Origin of the sequence: Streptomyces sp. NPDC001568, assembly GCF_042893755.1 — a bacterium.
In the GTDB taxonomy this organism is placed as follows: domain Bacteria; phylum Actinomycetota; class Actinomycetes; order Streptomycetales; family Streptomycetaceae; genus Streptomyces.
In genome coordinates this window covers 248342-263885 of sequence record NZ_JBIAVF010000012.1, presented here as the reverse complement: position 1 = coordinate 263885, position 15544 = coordinate 248342, and the positions used below count along the sequence as shown (strand labels likewise).

The 15544-nt window shown below is 73.4% G+C and carries 17 protein-coding genes; 6 read left to right on the top strand and 11 right to left on the bottom strand.

From position 1 onward, the window contains the following. Positions 1 to 270: 270 nt before the first annotated feature. Complete coding sequence (locus ACFY0I_RS23560; protein ID WP_007262928.1) at positions 271 to 645, top strand: RNA polymerase-binding protein RbpA; 375 nt, start codon at positions 271 to 273, stop codon at positions 643 to 645. 101 nt (positions 646 to 746) lie between these two features. Here the strand turns inward: ACFY0I_RS23560 and fxsA are convergent, their stop codons facing one another. The 4 genes from fxsA to ACFY0I_RS23540 all read right to left on the bottom strand — a co-directional run bounded on the left by fxsA (position 747) and on the right by ACFY0I_RS23540 (position 4702). After that, positions 747 to 1334, bottom strand: a complete 588-nt coding sequence (gene fxsA, locus ACFY0I_RS23555; protein ID WP_388899071.1) for an FxsA family membrane protein — start codon at positions 1332 to 1334, stop codon at positions 747 to 749. A 142-nt stretch (positions 1335 to 1476) separates the two neighbouring features. Beyond that, on the bottom strand, positions 1477 to 2259 hold the full coding sequence (locus ACFY0I_RS23550) for a polyprenol monophosphomannose synthase (RefSeq protein WP_388899069.1): 783 nt from the start codon (positions 2257 to 2259) through the stop codon (positions 1477 to 1479). 299 nt (positions 2260 to 2558) lie between these two features. After that, on the bottom strand, positions 2559 to 4193 hold the full coding sequence (locus tag ACFY0I_RS23545) for an amidohydrolase (protein WP_388899066.1): 1635 nt from the start codon (positions 4191 to 4193) through the stop codon (positions 2559 to 2561). A gap of 68 nt (positions 4194 to 4261) precedes the next feature. Beyond that, positions 4262 to 4702: an Lrp/AsnC family transcriptional regulator gene (locus tag ACFY0I_RS23540; RefSeq protein ID WP_030011705.1), complete on the bottom strand. Its 441-nt coding sequence runs from the start codon at positions 4700 to 4702 to the stop codon at positions 4262 to 4264. A 217-nt stretch (positions 4703 to 4919) separates the two neighbouring features. Here ACFY0I_RS23540 and ACFY0I_RS23535 point away from each other — a divergent pair, with 217 nt between their 5' ends. Continuing rightward, entirely contained in the window at positions 4920 to 5360 is a 441-nt protein-coding gene (locus tag ACFY0I_RS23535) for a hypothetical protein (RefSeq protein ID WP_388899063.1), read from the top strand. 6 nt (positions 5361 to 5366) lie between these two features. Here the strand turns inward: ACFY0I_RS23535 and ACFY0I_RS23530 are convergent, their stop codons facing one another. Continuing rightward, the gene (locus ACFY0I_RS23530) at positions 5367 to 6467 is read right to left on the bottom strand and encodes a phosphotransferase family protein (protein ID WP_388899060.1); all 1101 of its coding nucleotides are present in this window, start codon (positions 6465 to 6467) and stop codon (positions 5367 to 5369) included. A 35-nt stretch (positions 6468 to 6502) separates the two neighbouring features. Beyond that, complete coding sequence (locus tag ACFY0I_RS23525) at positions 6503 to 7636, bottom strand: hypothetical protein (RefSeq protein ID WP_388899057.1); 1134 nt, start codon at positions 7634 to 7636, stop codon at positions 6503 to 6505. A gap of 266 nt (positions 7637 to 7902) precedes the next feature. Between ACFY0I_RS23525 and ACFY0I_RS23520 the strand changes: the two genes are divergently transcribed. Next, positions 7903 to 8310 (top strand): hypothetical protein, encoded by a 408-nt coding sequence (locus ACFY0I_RS23520; protein WP_388899054.1) that lies wholly within the window; start codon positions 7903 to 7905, stop codon positions 8308 to 8310. 304 nt (positions 8311 to 8614) lie between these two features. On the opposite strand, the gene ACFY0I_RS23515 is transcribed toward ACFY0I_RS23520, so the two are convergent. Together ACFY0I_RS23515 and ACFY0I_RS23510 are read right to left on the bottom strand one after the other, a co-directional pair. Further along, positions 8615 to 9787 carry an acyl-CoA dehydrogenase family protein gene (locus tag ACFY0I_RS23515; RefSeq protein ID WP_388899052.1) on the bottom strand — a complete coding sequence of 391 codons (1173 nt, stop codon included), beginning with the start codon at positions 9785 to 9787 and terminating at the stop codon, positions 8615 to 8617. A gap of 147 nt (positions 9788 to 9934) precedes the next feature. Beyond that, positions 9935 to 10636, bottom strand: a complete 702-nt coding sequence (locus tag ACFY0I_RS23510) for a TetR/AcrR family transcriptional regulator (RefSeq protein ID WP_388899049.1) — start codon at positions 10634 to 10636, stop codon at positions 9935 to 9937. Between the two features lie 40 nt (positions 10637 to 10676). Here ACFY0I_RS23510 and ACFY0I_RS23505 point away from each other — a divergent pair, with 40 nt between their 5' ends. After that, positions 10677 to 11378 (top strand): DUF6230 family protein, encoded by a 702-nt coding sequence (locus tag ACFY0I_RS23505; RefSeq protein ID WP_388899047.1) that lies wholly within the window; start codon positions 10677 to 10679, stop codon positions 11376 to 11378. After that, positions 11366 to 12325 (top strand): DUF6114 domain-containing protein, encoded by a 960-nt coding sequence (locus ACFY0I_RS23500; protein ID WP_388899044.1) that lies wholly within the window; start codon positions 11366 to 11368, stop codon positions 12323 to 12325. The genes ACFY0I_RS23505 and ACFY0I_RS23500 overlap by 13 nt, the downstream gene beginning before the upstream one ends. A gap of 16 nt (positions 12326 to 12341) precedes the next feature. On the opposite strand, the gene ACFY0I_RS23495 is transcribed toward ACFY0I_RS23500, so the two are convergent. From ACFY0I_RS23495 to ACFY0I_RS23485, 3 genes are all read right to left on the bottom strand, one after another. Next, positions 12342 to 12494, bottom strand: a complete 153-nt coding sequence (locus tag ACFY0I_RS23495) for an SCO1431 family membrane protein (RefSeq protein ID WP_388899041.1) — start codon at positions 12492 to 12494, stop codon at positions 12342 to 12344. Positions 12495 to 12625: 131 nt separating this feature from the next. Next, a complete protein-coding gene (locus ACFY0I_RS23490) occupies positions 12626 to 13057 on the bottom strand; it encodes an SPW repeat protein (RefSeq protein ID WP_388899038.1) in 432 nt (143 codons plus the stop codon). 83 nt (positions 13058 to 13140) lie between these two features. After that, positions 13141 to 14550 (bottom strand): peptidase C39 family protein, encoded by a 1410-nt coding sequence (locus ACFY0I_RS23485; RefSeq protein WP_388899035.1) that lies wholly within the window; start codon positions 14548 to 14550, stop codon positions 13141 to 13143. 134 nt (positions 14551 to 14684) lie between these two features. Here ACFY0I_RS23485 and ACFY0I_RS23480 point away from each other — a divergent pair, with 134 nt between their 5' ends. After that, a complete protein-coding gene (locus tag ACFY0I_RS23480) occupies positions 14685 to 15320 on the top strand; it encodes a uridine kinase (protein WP_388899032.1) in 636 nt (211 codons plus the stop codon). Positions 15321 to 15544 lie beyond the last annotated feature (224 nt).

The following is a 15544-nucleotide window of genomic DNA, read 5'->3' as shown; positions in this document are numbered from 1 at the left end:
TCGGAACGAATTTCGACGTTGAAGCGAAGGGCCGGTAGTGTACGCCTTTGGCCTGCCAGCCGGACCGTTACTGCGCGCTCGAGAAGTGTGGACGTTGGGTGACATCTGCTGCCAGATGTGACAAAACGGGCAGTGGTGGGTACAACAAGGGGCGGCACGACGGGCGACGCACGACCCGGAGCGGGAATCTATACCGCCGACCGGACGTTGACCGGATGACGACGACAGCGACACCTGTCCTGTGGGCGACAAGCCCGGGAGGCACGATTCATGAGTGAGCGAGCTCTCCGCGGTACGCGGCTCGTGGTTACCAGCTACGAGACGGACCGCGGCATCGATCTGGCCCCGCGCCAGGCGGTGGAGTACGCATGCCAGAACGGACATCGATTTGAGATGCCGTTCTCGGTAGAGGCAGAAATTCCGCCGGAGTGGGAGTGCAAGGCGTGCGGCGCCATGGCACTCCTGGTGGACGGGGACGGGCCCGAAGAGAAGAAGGGCAAGCCTGCGCGAACGCACTGGGACATGCTCATGGAGCGACGCACCCGCGAGGAGCTGGAGGAGGTGCTGGCCGAGAGGCTGGCCGTCCTGCGTTCCGGCGCCATGAACATTGCCGTGCATCCGCGGGACAGCCGCAAGTCCGCCTGACAACGGACGAGGATCACGCAATAAGCCGAGGGGCCCCGCCACACAAAGTGGCGGGGCCCCTCGGCTTTTCCGTGCTCGCGGCTCTCGCGCGCTCCCGCGTCCTACGGGGCCAGCGGCGGCCGGTAGGAGGTGTCCGGGCCCTGCTGCCGGCCCGGGCCGTCCTCGCGGATGACCTCGCCCGGTACGACCTTGCCGTCGGGGTGGTGGATGCGGGCCTGGGTGAAGGCGTCGCCGAGGCTGCCGGGGGTGGCGGACGCCATCCTGCGCTCCACGGCGCGCTCGGTCCGGCGGGCGATCAGGGCCCGCACCGGCGGCAGCAGCAGGAGCAGCGCGGCCACGTCCGAGAGCATGCCGGGCAGGATGAACAGCAGTCCGGCCAGCATGGTCAGGCCGTTGCCCGAGCCCTTGGTGGGCTGCGGGGAGGGAACCTGGCCGGCCATGGCCTGCTCCTGGGCCTGCTGGAAGGTCCGGGTCAGGTTCTGGAAGGCGCGCCGCCCGGCCCGCTTGATGAGCACCACGCCGAGCAGCATGGAGCCGGCGATCAGGAGCGCGACGGTGAGGCCGCCGGCCGCGTCGGCGACCAGGCCGAGCAGCCAGATCTCCAGGATGAGCCAGGCGGCGACCGCCAGGGGGATGAAGGTACGGGCGGGCGAGCGCCGCCGGGGGGCCGTCGAAATGCCGGTCGTCATACCACCCAGTGTGCCTGGGCCGGGTTAAGAACGAGCTCAGTCGCAGGTACCGGGCTTCCCCTAGGGGAAGCCCGGACCTCGCGACACGGGGCCGGACCTGCGCGAACGACGCGCAGAACGGTCGCGCGGGACCCGGGCGGGGTCAGGAGGGGCGCTTGCCCGTCAGCTTCGCGGCGCGCTCCTTGAAGCCCCACTGGGTGACCCGCCACAGGGCCTCGACCACGATGTCCTTGCTCATCTTGCTGTCGCCGAGCTCGCGCTCCACGAAGGTGATGGGCACCTCCACCACGCGGAAGCCCGCGCGGACGGCGCGACGCGCCAGGTCGACCTGGAAGCAGTAACCGGCGGACGCGACCTCGTCCAGGCCGAGCCCCTCCAGGGTCTCGCGGCGAAACGCCCGGTATCCGCCGGTGACGTCGCGGATCGGCACGTCCAGCATGAGCCGCGAGTAGGTGGACCCGCCGCGGGAGAGGAACTCCCGGCTCTTGGGCCAGTTGACGACCCGACCGCCCGGCACCCAGCGGGAGCCCAGGACGAGGTCGGCGCCCTGGAGCGCCGTCAGCAGGCGGGGCAGTTCCTCGGGCTGGTGGGAGCCGTCGGCGTCCATCTCTACGATGACCCCGTAGCCGTGCTCCAGGCCCCAGGCGAAGCCCGCGAGGTAGGCGGCCCCGAGGCCCTCCTTGCCCTTGCGGTGCAGGACGTGCACGTGCTGGTCGTCGGCGGCCAGCTCGTCCGCGAGCTTGCCGGTCCCGTCGGGGCTGTTGTCGTCCGCGACGAGGACGTGGGCCTCGGGGACAGCGGCGCGCACCCGGCCGACGATGAGGCCGATGTTCTCCGCCTCGTTGTACGTCGGAATGATCACCAGGGTGGTGCCGAGCGGTCCGCTGGTCCGCTGTCCGCCGTCGCTCACTTGGTCCCCTTGCATGTTTTCGCGTCCAGCCCGCCTGGTACGTCCCGTCACTACTGGATGATTTTAGAACAGCGATCGGGGCCGGCGGGCCTTCGGGCCGGCTCGGCCCCCCGCTGGCTGCGGGTCGCCGTGACCGTTGTCTACTGGACCGCCGGGCCCCGATCCGGAGCCACCTGCCGGCCGGCGAAACCTTCCCTCGCCCCCGAGGCGCGGGTGCGCTGAGCAGACGGCTCCGTCCGGTACGGGCGTCCTGTGGTGGACCCGGCCGAACCTATCCGGCCCCGGGCGCCCGGACCGAACCGAGGCCGGGCGGATCACCCCTGTGGCCGTACGAATGCCTCCCGGCCGCCGACGACCGTCGCGAGGCACACCGGCAGGTCGGCGCCGGGGCTCAGATCGGGCAGGCCGGGGGTGCCGGAGCGCGGGTCGGTGGACCAGCGGGCGACCCGGTCGTCGGGGGCCTGGACCACCAGCTCCCGGGTCTGCCAGACGGCGTAGTCGGCGGGGGCCCCGGGAACGAGGACGCCCGCGTCGTCCCGGCCCATGGCCCGCCAGCCGCCCCGGGTGTGCGCCGCGAAGGCGGCCCGTACGGAGATCCGGTGCTCGGGGGTGCGGTGGAAGGCGGCCGCGCGGACGGTCCCCCACGGGTCGAGGGGGGTCACGGGCGCGTCCGAGCCGAAGGCGAGCGGGACGCCGGCCTTGAGCATGGCCGCGTACGGGTTCAGGGTCCGCGCACGGTCAGCGCCCAGCCGGTCCGCGTACATGCCGTCCTCCCCGCCCCAGGCCGCGTCGAAGGCGGGCTGCACGGAGGCGGTCAGGCCGAGTTCCGCGAAGGCGGCGATGGTCGCCGGGGTCATCATCTCGGCGTGCTCGACGCGGTGCCGGGCCGCCCGGATCCGGGCGGGGCCGACCTCCTCGGCCGCCGCGCGGACCCCGTCGACGACGGCGGTGAGGGCGGCGTCCCCGATCGCGTGGAACCCGGCCTGGAGGCCGGCCCGTGTGCAGGCCGCGACGTGCTCGGCGACCTCGGCGGCGCTCAGGTAGCCCGTCCCGGTGTGCGGGGCGTCGGTGTACGGGGCGTGCAGGCAGGCCGTGTGGGAGCCGAGCGCCCCGTCCACGAAGAGGTCACCGGCGGCGCCGACCGCTCCGAGCGCCTTGGCCCGGTCGAGGTCCCGGTCGGCCCAGTAGCCGAAGACCCGCGGTCCCGGGCGCTCGGCCGCCAGCTCCAGCAGGGCCGTGAAGTCCTCCTCGGAGGAGATGTCCGGTCCGCCGCACTCGTGCACGGAGCCGATGCCGAGGGAGGCCGCCCGGTCCAGGGCGGCCCGCTGGGCCTCCGCGCGCTGGGCGGGGGTGACCGCGGCCAGCGCCGCCCGGCGCACGGCGTGGTGGTCGTCGCGGGTCAGCGGCTCGTCCCCGTCGGGCCGTACCGCGGGCACCAGGGCCAGCAGGGCGGTGGTGACGACCGCCGAGTGGACGTCGATGCGGCTGAGGTAGAGCGGGCGGCCGCCGGTCGCCGCGTCGAGTTCCGCCCGGCGCGGGGCACGGCGTTCGGGCCAGCGGGCGGCGTCCCAGCCGTGCCCGAGCAGGACCCGGTCGGTGGGCCGGGCAGCGGCGTACGCCCGTACGAGTTCCAGCGCGTCCGGCAGCGAGCGGGCGCCCGTGAGGTCCAGGCCGGTGAGGGCGAGTCCGGCGGAGGTGGTGTGGACGTGCGCGTCGGTGAAGGCGGGGGTGACGAGCGCCCCGTCGAGGTCGACGACCTCGTCGACGCCCTGCGCGAAGGCGTCGGCGGCGCCCTCGGAGCCGACCCAGGCGATGTGCCCGCGCTCGACGACCATCGCGGTGGCGAACGGGTCGGCGGGGCTGTGCACCTCACCGCCGCGCAGGAGGACGGTACGGGCGGGTGCGGTGGCTCCGGCGGCGTCGGCGGAGGCGGCGGTGCGGTCAGTCATGCGGACCAGTCTGGCCCCTGGGCCGGCCCCGCCGGGACCCGGGTGGGCGGCCGGCGCCGGCCCGCGGGTCAGACCCGGGGCGGGCGGGCCTCGTAAGGGGTGGAGAGGACGACGGTCGTGCGGGTGGAGACGTGGGCCAGGGCGCGCAGTCGGCCCAGGAGGTCCTCCAGCTCCAGCGGCGTGGCCACCCGGACCTTGAGGATGTAGTTCTCGTCGCCCGCGACGCTGTGGCAGGCCTCGATCTCGGGGACGCCGGCCAGCCGGTCCGCGATGTCGTCGGGCGCGCTGGGGTCGAACGGCTTGACCGAGATGAAGGCGGTCAGGGGCAGCCCGACGGCCTCCGGGTCGACCACGGCCGCGTAGCCGCGGATCACTCCGCGCTGCTCCAGACGGCGTACTCGCTGATGGACCGCCGACGTGGACAGTCCGGTGGCCTTGCCCAGATCCGTGTAGCTCATCCGCCCGTCCCGCACGAGCAGATCAACGATCTGGCGGTCCAGCTCCTCCATTGCGCTCATAGCCGCTCAACCTACGGCCCAGAACCGCTCCAGGCACAGCGCTGTCCACGCAGAAGTGGCACCTGCGGCGGGCATGTGACGAATGCCACAGGCGTGTACGGGCGTACACCGCGCGCGTGTGGTTACTCGTGCCGCGCGACGGGAAGTGCTTGCTGTGGCCGTGGCCGAAGAACCTGACCGCCCGGCCCATCCAAGGGGGAATACATCCATGCTGAACACCAAGCGCGCCGGTCGCACCGAACCGGAGCCCCTGGAACTGCTCGACAACGCGTACGCCGAGGACGACGACCACCTCGAATCCGAGGACTTCGACGTCCACCACGCGGTCTGCCCCGACTGCGCGCAGTCGATCGCCCTCGTCGCGGACGAGGAGCGCCTGCCGCAGCACGCGCTGTGCCTGACCCCGTGGAACCCCTTCGGGCTCACGGTGTGCGCGGGCACCGGGCGGCCGGTCGCGGACGCGCTTCCCATCCTGGGCCTGCTCCAGTCGGAGCAGCAGGAGCTGGAGGCCGTCGTCCGCATCGACCTGCCGCAGGGCCTGGACTGGCGGACGCAGCCCTTCTCCCACGTGGGCGGCCCGGGTTCGCGTCCGGTCCGGTGGGCGGCGGCCCCGCCGCCACAGATGCGTCGGCACGCGCAGGCCGCCTGAGCCGGACTACCAGTACGTTCCCTGCACCATGGCGGCGAGTGCGGCATGGTGCAGGATCAGGCCGTCGGGGTCCGCGGGGACCTCGACCTCGCCGAAGTACGCCTGCCGGTAGGCGATGCGCAGCATCACGATGCCGTGCCGCAGGGCGGCGTAGAGGGTGTGGAACTCCATGTCCCGCGGGACGTGGCCGGTCAGTTCCGCGTAGCGGCGTTCCAGGTCCTCGCGGCGCAGGAAGTCCGGCAGGCCCGGCTGGCCGAAGCCGACGGTCAGGTCCTGGAAGAAGCGGTGCAGGAAGACCGTCCAGCCCAGGTCGACCTCGCGCGGGGCGCAGGCGGCCATTTCCCAGTCCAGGACCGCGACGGGTTCGAAGCCGTCGGGCTGGTAGATGACGTTCCCGATGCGGGCGTCGCCCCAGTTGAGGACGGGTTCGCCCTCGTCGGCGGGCCAGAGCTCCTCCAACCGGTCGAACGCGCGCTCGACGAGCGGCGAACGGGCCAGGCCGTCGACCACCCACGCGTAGTAGGCGTGCTGCGCGTCGACGTGTCGGCGCAGCGGACTGCCCTCGCCCGGTGGCAGCAGGAACGTCGCCTCCTCGGCCGGGAAGCCGTCGTGCAGGCGTGCCAGCAGCGAGACGCTGGCCTCCTGGAGCACCGCGCGTTCGGCGTCGGTCGCGGCGTGCAGCCAGTTGCCCTCGTACGTGTAGGGCATCACGTCGGGCGGTACGCGGCCCTCGGCGCGGGCCATGACGAAGAACGGGGCGCCCAGCGGTGCCGGATCCTCCTCCAGCCACTGCACGCGCGGTACGGGCAGGTCGGTGTGGCGGGCGACGAGGTCCATCACGCGGTGCTGGCGCGGCATGTCGTAGGTGGGGAACACGGTGTAGGCGGCCGGGTCGGCGGCGAGCCGCAGGGCGCACTCCCGCAGCGGGGTGCGCGGGTGTTCGATGTCGAAGAGCAGGGTCTCGCTCGACATGCCGTTGGAGCCCGGGACGTGGACGTTGGTGACGCGGGCGCCGGGGAGCCGTACGTCGAGCCAGGCGGCGAGGCGCCGGGCGAGTTCCTCGGGCTCGCGGGTGGAGGTGCGGGGGCGGGGAGCGGTGGCGGCCATGACCGGCCCTTCCTTCGGGGCTGCGGGCAGCGGGGTCAGGGGGCGACGGAGGAGTAGTCCGTGAAGCCGGTGGGGTCGTGGCGGCCGAAGCTGCCGTGTTCGAAGATCCCGTGGCCGATCCGGCCGTCGAGGGTGAACCGGGCCGCATGGTCGGTGACGCCGAAGGCGGCCATCGGGTGGGCGGTGGGATCGGAGAGGTCGTAGACGCGGCGGTCGGTCCAGCCGCGACCCTGCCAGCTGCCGTGCTGCCAGTCGTCGGCGGGCGGGTAGCCGGCGCCGACGGCGAGCGGGGAGGAGGCGAGGATCTCGACGCCCAGTTCCAGCGGCTTGCGGGAGGGATCGGTGAGGTGGACGACCGCGCTCTCGGGGTGGCGGGTGCCCGGCCGGTAGCGGATCTCGGTGTGCGGCCAGCCGAGCTGGACGTCGTGGCGGCCACTGCCCTCGGGGAAGACCTGTACGGCCTCGTTGAGGGTGCGGTGGCCGTCGGCGTCCTCCTGGGCGATGACCATGAGGAAGCGGTCCTCGAAGCGGACCGGGATCCAGAGCCAGTGGAAGCCTTCGGGCCGGTGCTCCTGCGCCGCCCTCCCGCCGTCCTCGCCGGGGATCGGGCGCACGCCCCAACTTCGGTCGCGGGTGCCGGTCCACTCCCCCGCGGTCAGGGTGATCTCCTCGCCGCCGGCCCGGATGCGGCCGGTGACATCGCCCGCCTGGACGAAGCGGCGGCCCTCCAGCATCAGCCGGTCGCCGCGGCGCTGGACGTGGTGGGGCTCCCAGACGGCGGGGAAGGCGCCGGTCCAGGTGAGGTCGTACGAGAGCCCGTCGGGATCCGCCGGGTCGGGGTCGCACCGGAGGGTGAACTTCCGGAGGGGGACGTCGACGGTGACGGACAGCGGGCCGACGGAGAGGTTCATCCGGTCGTCGGTGAGGGCGTCGGAGGCCCGCACGGCGCGGAGTTGGTCACCGGTGCGCAGCGTGGCGTAGGCGTCGATGACCCCGGCGTTGGGATAGACCCCGAGGCCCAGGATGAGGACGGCCCGGCCGGCGTGGTCGAAGACGTGGAAGATGCAGCGGTCGTAGGCGTTGCGGTCGCCGCTGACGAGGTGCTTCATCGACAAAGGGGCCTGGTGGACGGGGTATTCGTCGAGGGGGACGGGACGGTCCGCGGGCATGGCAAACCTCCAGGGCACGGGGGCGGGGCGCTGCACGGCAAATATGACGGTACGTCAGAAACTTGGCGGGGGGCCATAGTTGTGGCACATCCTGACAGTGCGGCACGGTCGGCCAGGGCGGGCTCCGGCCCGCGCCGACGCACCCCTCGCGCCCCGGCGTGCGCCGGGGCGGCGGCCGTGCGCGGGGGCGGCCGGTGGGAGGGGTCGAACGGATGGGCGGGGCCGGCCGGCGATTACCCGGGGCGGACGCGCCGCGTTGCCCCGGCATGAGCACGGTTGAGTCCTCCCCGTCACGGACGGGACGCCGCAGGCGGCCCACACCGCCCGGATTCGAAGAATCGGTTCAGCAGGCGGAACGTCACCTCGGGGACCGGCCGCCGGCGGCGGACCGGTCACAGGCCGAGCGCCGACAGGCGGAACGTCTCCAGGCCGAACGCCTGCAAGCCGAACGGTTGCAGGCCGAGCGCCTCCAGGCGGGCCGGTCGGCGACGGAACGGCCGCCGGGCGAGGTCCGGCAGCCGGGCCGGCAGCGTCACCCCGATCCGCCCATCTACCTCGACCTGATCGCCCGCTGGACCGAGGCGGGCCGCACCCTGCCGGGGCGGCGCGACCCCGAATGGCACCGGGTCGCCTCGTCGCCGATCTGGCCGAGCGGCCCCTTGTACGGCGGCTGACCGCGCGGGCGGGGCCGGGGGCGGGGAGCCGACCCCGTCAGGCGGGACCGGGGCCGGGGCGGGCGCGGTGGCCGCCCCCGCCTCCGCCCGGACCCGGGCCGCGGGGCCGCGCACGGCGGCTGCGGTGCTCGGCGCCCCGTCCGACGGCCCGGCCCGGATCGCGGCTCCGCGGAGGCCCGCCCCGCGGGGGCCGCGCGCCCGCAGCCCGGAGCGGGTCGCGGGGCCGCGTACGGCCGCCGGGCGGCTCGGCCCTCCACGGGGCCGCATGCGGCGGCCCGTCCCGGAGTCCCCGGCGGGGGTCGTGTCAGCGGGTTTCGGGGCCGGCCAGGTGACGGGCGATGACCATGCGCTGGATCTGGTTGGTGCCCTCCACGATCTGGAGCACCTTCGCCTCGCGCATCAGCCGCTCGACGGGGAAGTCCGCCGTGTAGCCGTAGCCGCCGAGGACCTGGACGGCGTCCGTGGTCACGGACATCGCCGCGTCGGTGCAGAACAGCTTCGCCATCGCGGCCTGCCGGGAGAACGGCTTGCCCGCGTCCCGCAGTCGCGCGGCGGCCAGGTAAAGGGCGCGGCCCGCCTCGATCTTGGTGGCCATGTCGGCCAGCATGAAGCGCAGGCCCTGGAAGTCGGCGATGGGGTGCCCGAACTGCTTGCGGCCCAGCGCGTACGCGAGGGCCTCGTCCAGGGCGGCCTGCGCGACACCGATGGCACAGGCGGCGATGCCGAGGCGGCCCGCGTCGAGTGCGGCCAGCGCGATGGTGAAGCCCTGGCCCTCGTCGCCGATCCGCCGCGCGTCGGGGACCCGTACGCCGTCGAAGTGAAGCTGGGCGGTGGGCGAGCCCTTCATGCCCATCTTCTTCTCGGGGACGGCCGCCGTCAGGCCCGGGGCGTCGCCCGGGACCAGGAAGGCCGTGATGCCCTTGGGGCCCGGCACGCCGGTGCGCGCCAGGACGGTGTAGAAGTCGGCGACCCCGCCGTGGGTGATCCAGGCCTTGGTGCCGGTGATCACCCAGTCGTCGCCGTCACGGACGGCCTTGGTGCTGAGCGAGGCGGCGTCCGAGCCGGCGGCCGGCTCGGACAGGCAGTAGGCGCCGAGCAGCCCGCCGCCGAGCATGTCGGGCAGATGGGCGCCGCGCTGCTCCTTGGTGCCGTAGCCGGCGAGGCCGTGGCAGGCCAGGGAGTGGACGCTGACGCCGAGGCCGACCGTCAGACGGGCCGCCGCGAGCTCCTCCAGGACCTGGAGGTAGACCTCGTACGGCTGCTCACCACCGCCGAACTCACCGGCGTACGGGAGACCGAGCAGCCCGGACTCGGACAGCAGGGTGAAGACCTCGCGGGGGAACCGGCCGGCCTCCTCCTCGTCGGAGGCGAGGGGGCGGATCTCCCTCTGGGCGATCTCGCGCACGAGCGCCAGGAGGTCGCGGGACTCCTCGGTGGGCAGCTGACGGTCCACCGTCTGTGGGGCGCGGTCGGTCATGGCGGCGCTCTCCTCCCTGGTCGGGCACGGCGGCGACGCGTGAGGTGTGGGACGCGCCGCCGGGTCTCGGTGCTCTCACAACCGACACGGCCCTCCCGGGTCACGGAAGGGCTCGAAGAGCGGCTGCGGCGGGTTGAGTATGCCCGATCAGACGCTTTCCGTCACCGGTGCTTGATCATCACCGTGGCCGAGGGGGTTCGACGCTCCGTCCAGTGCCGGCGGAGGGGCGGGACACTGCGGGACGAACTCCTCGATCACGGTCAGCGTCGCACGGAGCTGGCGGGCGAGCAGCGCTCCGACGGCCGCCCGGTCGGGTTGCCCCTCCGCTCCCATGGCGCCGATCCAGTCCAGCGTGACGCCCTCGACGCCGGAGAGCCAGCCGACGAGGGCGAGGCGGGCGAGCGGCGGGACGGTACGGGTGCCGTAGGCGCCCTCCGCGATGGTGGCCGTCAGTTCCTCGCGCACCGCGTCCCGGATCGCGAGCACCTCCGCGTCCGAACCGACGCCTCCGGTGACGATCGTGCGGTAGGCGGCGTGGTGGTGCTCGGCGTAGTGGAGGTAGCCGTCGATGGTGCGGCGGACGCGCTCGACGCCGGGGAGGTCCGTGTCCCGGCCGGCGCGGGCGACGAGTTCGGCGACGGAGTCCTCGACGATGGCGAGGTAGTAGCCGCGCTTGCTCGTGAAGTAGTAGTAGATCAGCCCCTTGGCGACGCCGGCCTGCTTGGCGATGTCGTCCATGGAGAGGGCGTCGTAGGAGGTGCTGTCGAACAACTTGCGGCCGGTGGCTATGAGTTCGGCCCGCCGAACCTGCGAACGCCCGGTCCTGCCCCGCTGTTGACTATTATTCAAATTCAGCCCTAGCCTCGAACTGCCACAGGATGCCCGCAGTATGGCAGACCTGCGTGCCCGAGCCGGCTCGGCTCAGTTCCTCCGCACATCCCCGCGCACCGGACGACGTACGGGAGGCACCACCATGGGCAAGGACGGGAAATCGGCCCCGTTGGGCCGGGTCCACTGGAGGAGGTCGGCGCTCGTCGCCCTGCCCGCGCTCGTCGCGGTCGGGGTGCTGGGAACGGTCATGGCCCAGGGCGCGCTCGCCGCGTCCTTCGCCGTCTCGGGGACCGCTTTCCAGGTCTCCTCCTCGAAGCTGACCAGCAAGGGGCTGGCCTCGTACGTACAGACGGACCGTTCCGTCGACGGCACGGGGCACCCGGTGGCCCTGCTCGGGATCGGGGACGCCACCCTCACCGACATCTGCCAGTCCGCGCAGGTGGACACCCCGCTGGGCAAGGTGGTCTTCAAGCTGACGGCGGGCGGTCCGGCCGGGGAGGTGACCGCCAGCAGCCTGATCATCGACGGGGAGGACCTCGACGGCGACGCCACCTTCGGCACGGCCCAGATCGGCCGGGACGCCTCCACGCTCGACCAGGTGGAGGGGGTACGGGGCGAGCCGGGCAGGTTCGGGCTCCAGGCCGGGAACATCGAGGTGGTCGGCGTGAAGTCACACGCCTGGTCCGCCACCGGCGGGAACTTCCGGCTCAAGGGTCTGCGGGTCGCCGTGGGCCTGGACGGCCGCACGTGCTTCCCGTAGCACTCCGCGGGCGGCTTCCGCTGCCGGAGCGGCGGCGGCGGCTGCGGACCTGGCGGCGCACCCGGCCGTTCTGGGGCGGGCTGCTGCTGGTGCTGGGCGGGGTCGAACTGCTGCTGGTGCCGCTGTCCCCGTTGGCCGTGCTGGTCAGCCTCGGTCCGGGCGGGATCGCCGCCATCGGGATCGGGGTCGCGCTGATCGTCGCGGGGCTGTTCCTGTGGTTCCTGCCGCAGTCCCGCTCCTACGTGTCGATCCACGCGCTGCTGCTGTCGGTGCTGTCCTTCGTGGCGACCAACCTGGGCGGGTTCCTCGTCGGGATGCTCCTCGGCATCGCGGGCGGCGCCCTCGCCTTCGGGTGGACGCCGGACTCCGGGGCCCGGGACGGGGACGACGCCCCGCAGGACGGGGCGCGGGAGTGGGCCGGGGAGGGCGGTGGGCCGAGGGCGATGGCCGCGGCGCTGCCGGTGGCGTTGCTGGCCGCACTGGCGACGGGCGCTCCGGCGGAGGGCCGGGCCGAGGCGGCGTCGTCGGTGACGGGGGCGCCGGTGGTCGCGCGGACTCCCCCGACCGTCACGACCTCGTTGTTCGCGCCGCGGGGGTTCGCCCTCGCCGGGGTCACCGAGGTGCACACGGTGGACGGGCCGCGCAGGGTCCTCGTGCTCAAGATGGCCGCGGCGTCGCTGAGCGACTACCGGCTGCGCACCCGGGACGGGGGCGAGGAGTACGGGCTGGCCGCGCGCTCCCTCGAACTGCGGGGCGACGTGACCTTGTACCTGACGCGGTTCAGCGGGTGCATCGAGGGGCTGCTGTGCGTGACGTTCAGCCCCGACGGGCTGCCCGCTCCCCCGGTCATCCCGCCGTTCGTCTTCATGACGCGGGTCAGCGCCGAACAGGCCCTGGTGACCTCCGACGTGATCGTCACCGACGGGCTGCGCCTGGAGGCCTCGTAGGGCCTCCCGGCGGGAGCTACATCCAGCCGACCTGGGTGACGAACATGGCGACGACCACCACGAGGGTCCAGCCGAGCACGTGCTCCAGCCACGAGGAGCCCTCGTCGGGCCCGCCGGTGGCGACGGTTGCGGGGCCGGCGGCGTTGAAGGTGGCGCTGTCTGCGGTCATGCCGTCCAATGTGCCGGCGTGCGCGGCCGTCGCGGTAGGACGTCCGTCACTGGTGGCGCGCGTCACGTCGCCGGGCCCCGGCCGGGCCCGGCGGGCTGCGGCCGGGACCCGGCGGCGGGTACCGCGTACGGTCAGGTCATGCCGTCACGCCGGCGGCCGCCCATGGCCACCATGGCCAGACCGAGGCAGAGGGCGATGGCACCGGTGATGATGTTGCTGACCACGCTGCGGGTCGTGTCCATCTCACCGGCGATGACCCACGGGGCGATGATCGTCCAGGCGCCGATCGCGACGGCCGTCCAGGCCATCGCGTGGGTGCGCTCGTACGCCGACCCGAGTCCGCCCATGCACAGGCAGAACGCCAGGCCGGCGATGAGGTTGTTGATGGCCAGCGGCGAGAGCGCGCTGAACCCCGCGATCCACGGCGAGGCGGCCAGGTACAGGCCGGTGATCAGGGCCAGTGCCTCGACTGCCTGCGCCGCGGGAGTGCTGGTCACCCGCTCGAACCTGGTCCGCATTTCGGCGAGGTCCGGGTGGCTTTCGATTCTCGGATGGGTGGTCATGGCGGGCTGCCTCCTACGAGAAGCCTTATGTGCCCTTTATCCCCATATTCCGACTTTTGACCCATCCGTGCCAGAGGGCATTTTCACAACACGCCGACCGCCTTCAACGCGGCGGCCTGGACCGGACCCGGGCGGGCCGGACCGTAGAGGTAACAGATGCCCCCGGTCCCGGAGACGGTCTTCCCGGCGGCGTTGTGGCGCTTGGTGCGCAACCAGTTGTTCTCCCACTCCCGACGCTTGTAGACGCGGCGGACCGCCGGGTTGTCGGGTGAGTTGGGGTCGTTGGCGATCACGTCCCCGGCAGCGGTGAAGCCGATCACGGTCATCAGGTGGCCGGCCGTTCCGTAGCCCGCCCCGGTGAGTTCCTCGGCGCGGAAGGACTGGGAGGTGATGACCGGGATGCCGGCGCGAACCAGGGTCTCCAGGTCGGCGAGGGAGGTGAGCCGGGTGACGACGCCCGCGAGGCCCCGGTAGGTCGCGGCGTAGGCGGCGTTGAAGGGCCAGTTGCCGCAGCCCTTGTACGCGGCGTCGTAGGTGGAGCGGGCCGCGTGGCAGACCTGGGGGTCCCGGTAGGAGGTGTTGACCCAGGACAGCGCCTTCGCGGAGGCCCGGCCGCCCCAGAACTCCACGACCATCTGGGAGGAGGTGGGGCTGCACCAGGCCTCGCCGCCGTTGTCGTACTCCGGGTACCGACCGGCGTGGATCTCCTGCGAGTAGCGCGGGACCTTCAGCTCGTGGGCCTTCCCGGAGGGCGCGGAGGCGGCGACGGCGAACCGGTCGGGGACGTCAGAGACCATCGCGCCGGCCAGCCGGACGGTGGGGCTCCGGTCGGCGCCGGGCTTGCGGTACAGGGTCAGGCGCAGTTGCCAGTCCCTGATCCGGATGCCGGAGGCGGGGTTGTCGACGGCCAGGCTGTCGGTCCACACGGTGGTCCTGCCGTCGGTCTGGCCGTCGACGGAGGTGCGGCGGATGTCGCCGTCGCCGGCGGCCCATCGGCCCATCACGTACCAGGGGCCGACCTTGCCGTCGGTGTAGGTGCCGCGCAGTTCGATCTGGATCCAGGTGCCGGCGGGTGTGAGGGCGTTCCAGGACGCGATGGCCTCGGTGGCGGGGACCGTCGAGCGGTGGACGGGCGAGGTCCAGGTGGCGTACTCCCAGGTGGCCTTCCTGGCCGTGTGGGGGTCGGTGTAGGTGGTGCGACCCGCCGCGGTCCCGATCTCCAGGCCGGGGCGGGCGCCGCCGACGGCGGTGGTGCCGTCGTGGGTGCCCGCCCGCCAGTGGGCGAGGGAGTACCAGAAGCGGTTGTCGACGGTCCGGGTGGTGGCGGTCGCGGTGGCGTCGGCGCCGGGGGCCGCGGGCCCGGGCAGCGGTCCGGATCCCGGCTCGGAGGACGGGGCCGGGGCGGCCGAGGCCCGTCCCCCGGGAAGGCCGACCGTGGTGGCGGCGGCGAGGGCGACGGCCAGCAGGGCCCGGCGCGGCGTGGGTGCGGTCATCGGCGTTGGCCCCCAGGGCTCGGTGCGGTGGATCGGCTCGTCCACCCTTCCAGTTCCCGCAGGCCGTGGGCCGAAGCCACGGGCACGTGTCGGGGTGAACGGACCCCTCCGAACGAGCGCCCTAAGCTGGCCGGGTGGAGCCACAGCAGTCACTTGAGTCACTCGCGCGGGAGCTCGCCGCCCTGCCTCCCTCCCTCGGCCCGGTCCGACTGATCGGCGTCGACGGGCACGCCGGATCGGGGAAGAGCACGTTCGCGGGCAGGCTCGCCGACGCCTTGGACGGGGCGCCGGTGCTGCACCTCGACGACGTGGCCACGCATGAGGAGCTCTTCGACTGGTGGGGCCGGTTGGACGCGCAGGTGCTGGAGCCGCTGGCGGCCGGCCGGGCCGCCCACTGGGCCCCGTACGACTGGGTGGAGCGGCGCTTCGGGCCGGAGCGGGTGCTGGAGCCGGCGCCGGTGGTGCTCGTCGAGGGGGTCGGCGCCGGCCGGCGGGCCCTGCGGCCGTCGCTGGCGCGGCTGCTGTGGATGGAGACCGCCCGTGAGACCTCCTGGGGGCGCGGGAGGAACCGGGACGGGCGCGAACTTTCCGACTTCTGGGACGGATGGGAGCGCGCCGAGCGCGCGCACTTCTCGGACGACCCTTCGCGCCCCTTCGCCGACACCCTGGTACGCCAGAGCGGTACGGGATACGAGTGGACTTCAGGGGCTGGTGCGGCCTCGGGAACGGCCGCTTCCGTCACCGAGAGCGACGGGCTGCCCCAGGCCTGAGCGGGCTCCGCGCACCGGCGCCCGGGGGCCTCCTCCGACCTGCTTGACCACGCCCCGGCGACGGCCTTACGTTCTGAATGCGCGGTCCGCGAAGGCCGCCGCGGACACGAAGCCCCCGGTTGTTCCCCCGTGACCGGGGGCTTCGTTCTGCCCCGATCACAGCCCCCGACCGGCGCTCCGCGGGCCGCTCCGCCGCCGATTCTCACCGTGCGTTACCATGCGCG

What these genes read in the sequence shown, in the direction of transcription:
- ACFY0I_RS23560 (WP_007262928.1), top strand. Translation starts at nt 271, where the DNA reads ATGAGTGAGCGAGCTCTCCGCGGTACGCGGCTCGTGGTTACCAGCTAC.
- fxsA (WP_388899071.1), bottom strand. Translation starts at nt 1,334, where the DNA reads ATGACGACCGGCATTTCGACGGCCCCCCGGCGGCGCTCGCCCGCCCGT.
- ACFY0I_RS23550 (WP_388899069.1), bottom strand. Translation starts at nt 2,259, where the DNA reads ATGCAAGGGGACCAAGTGAGCGACGGCGGACAGCGGACCAGCGGACCG.
- ACFY0I_RS23545 (WP_388899066.1), bottom strand. Translation starts at nt 4,193, where the DNA reads ATGACTGACCGCACCGCCGCCTCCGCCGACGCCGCCGGAGCCACCGCA.
- ACFY0I_RS23540 (WP_030011705.1), bottom strand. Translation starts at nt 4,702, where the DNA reads ATGGAGGAGCTGGACCGCCAGATCGTTGATCTGCTCGTGCGGGACGGG.
- ACFY0I_RS23535 (WP_388899063.1), top strand. Translation starts at nt 4,920, where the DNA reads ATGCTGAACACCAAGCGCGCCGGTCGCACCGAACCGGAGCCCCTGGAA.
- ACFY0I_RS23530 (WP_388899060.1), bottom strand. Translation starts at nt 6,467, where the DNA reads ATGGCCGCCACCGCTCCCCGCCCCCGCACCTCCACCCGCGAGCCCGAG.
- ACFY0I_RS23525 (WP_388899057.1), bottom strand. Translation starts at nt 7,636, where the DNA reads ATGCCCGCGGACCGTCCCGTCCCCCTCGACGAATACCCCGTCCACCAG.
- ACFY0I_RS23520 (WP_388899054.1), top strand. Translation starts at nt 7,903, where the DNA reads ATGAGCACGGTTGAGTCCTCCCCGTCACGGACGGGACGCCGCAGGCGG.
- ACFY0I_RS23515 (WP_388899052.1), bottom strand. Translation starts at nt 9,787, where the DNA reads ATGACCGACCGCGCCCCACAGACGGTGGACCGTCAGCTGCCCACCGAG.
- ACFY0I_RS23505 (WP_388899047.1), top strand. Translation starts at nt 10,677, where the DNA reads ATGGCAGACCTGCGTGCCCGAGCCGGCTCGGCTCAGTTCCTCCGCACA.
- ACFY0I_RS23495 (WP_388899041.1), bottom strand. Translation starts at nt 12,494, where the DNA reads ATGACCGCAGACAGCGCCACCTTCAACGCCGCCGGCCCCGCAACCGTC.
- ACFY0I_RS23490 (WP_388899038.1), bottom strand. Translation starts at nt 13,057, where the DNA reads ATGACCACCCATCCGAGAATCGAAAGCCACCCGGACCTCGCCGAAATG.
- ACFY0I_RS23485 (WP_388899035.1), bottom strand. Translation starts at nt 14,550, where the DNA reads ATGACCGCACCCACGCCGCGCCGGGCCCTGCTGGCCGTCGCCCTCGCC.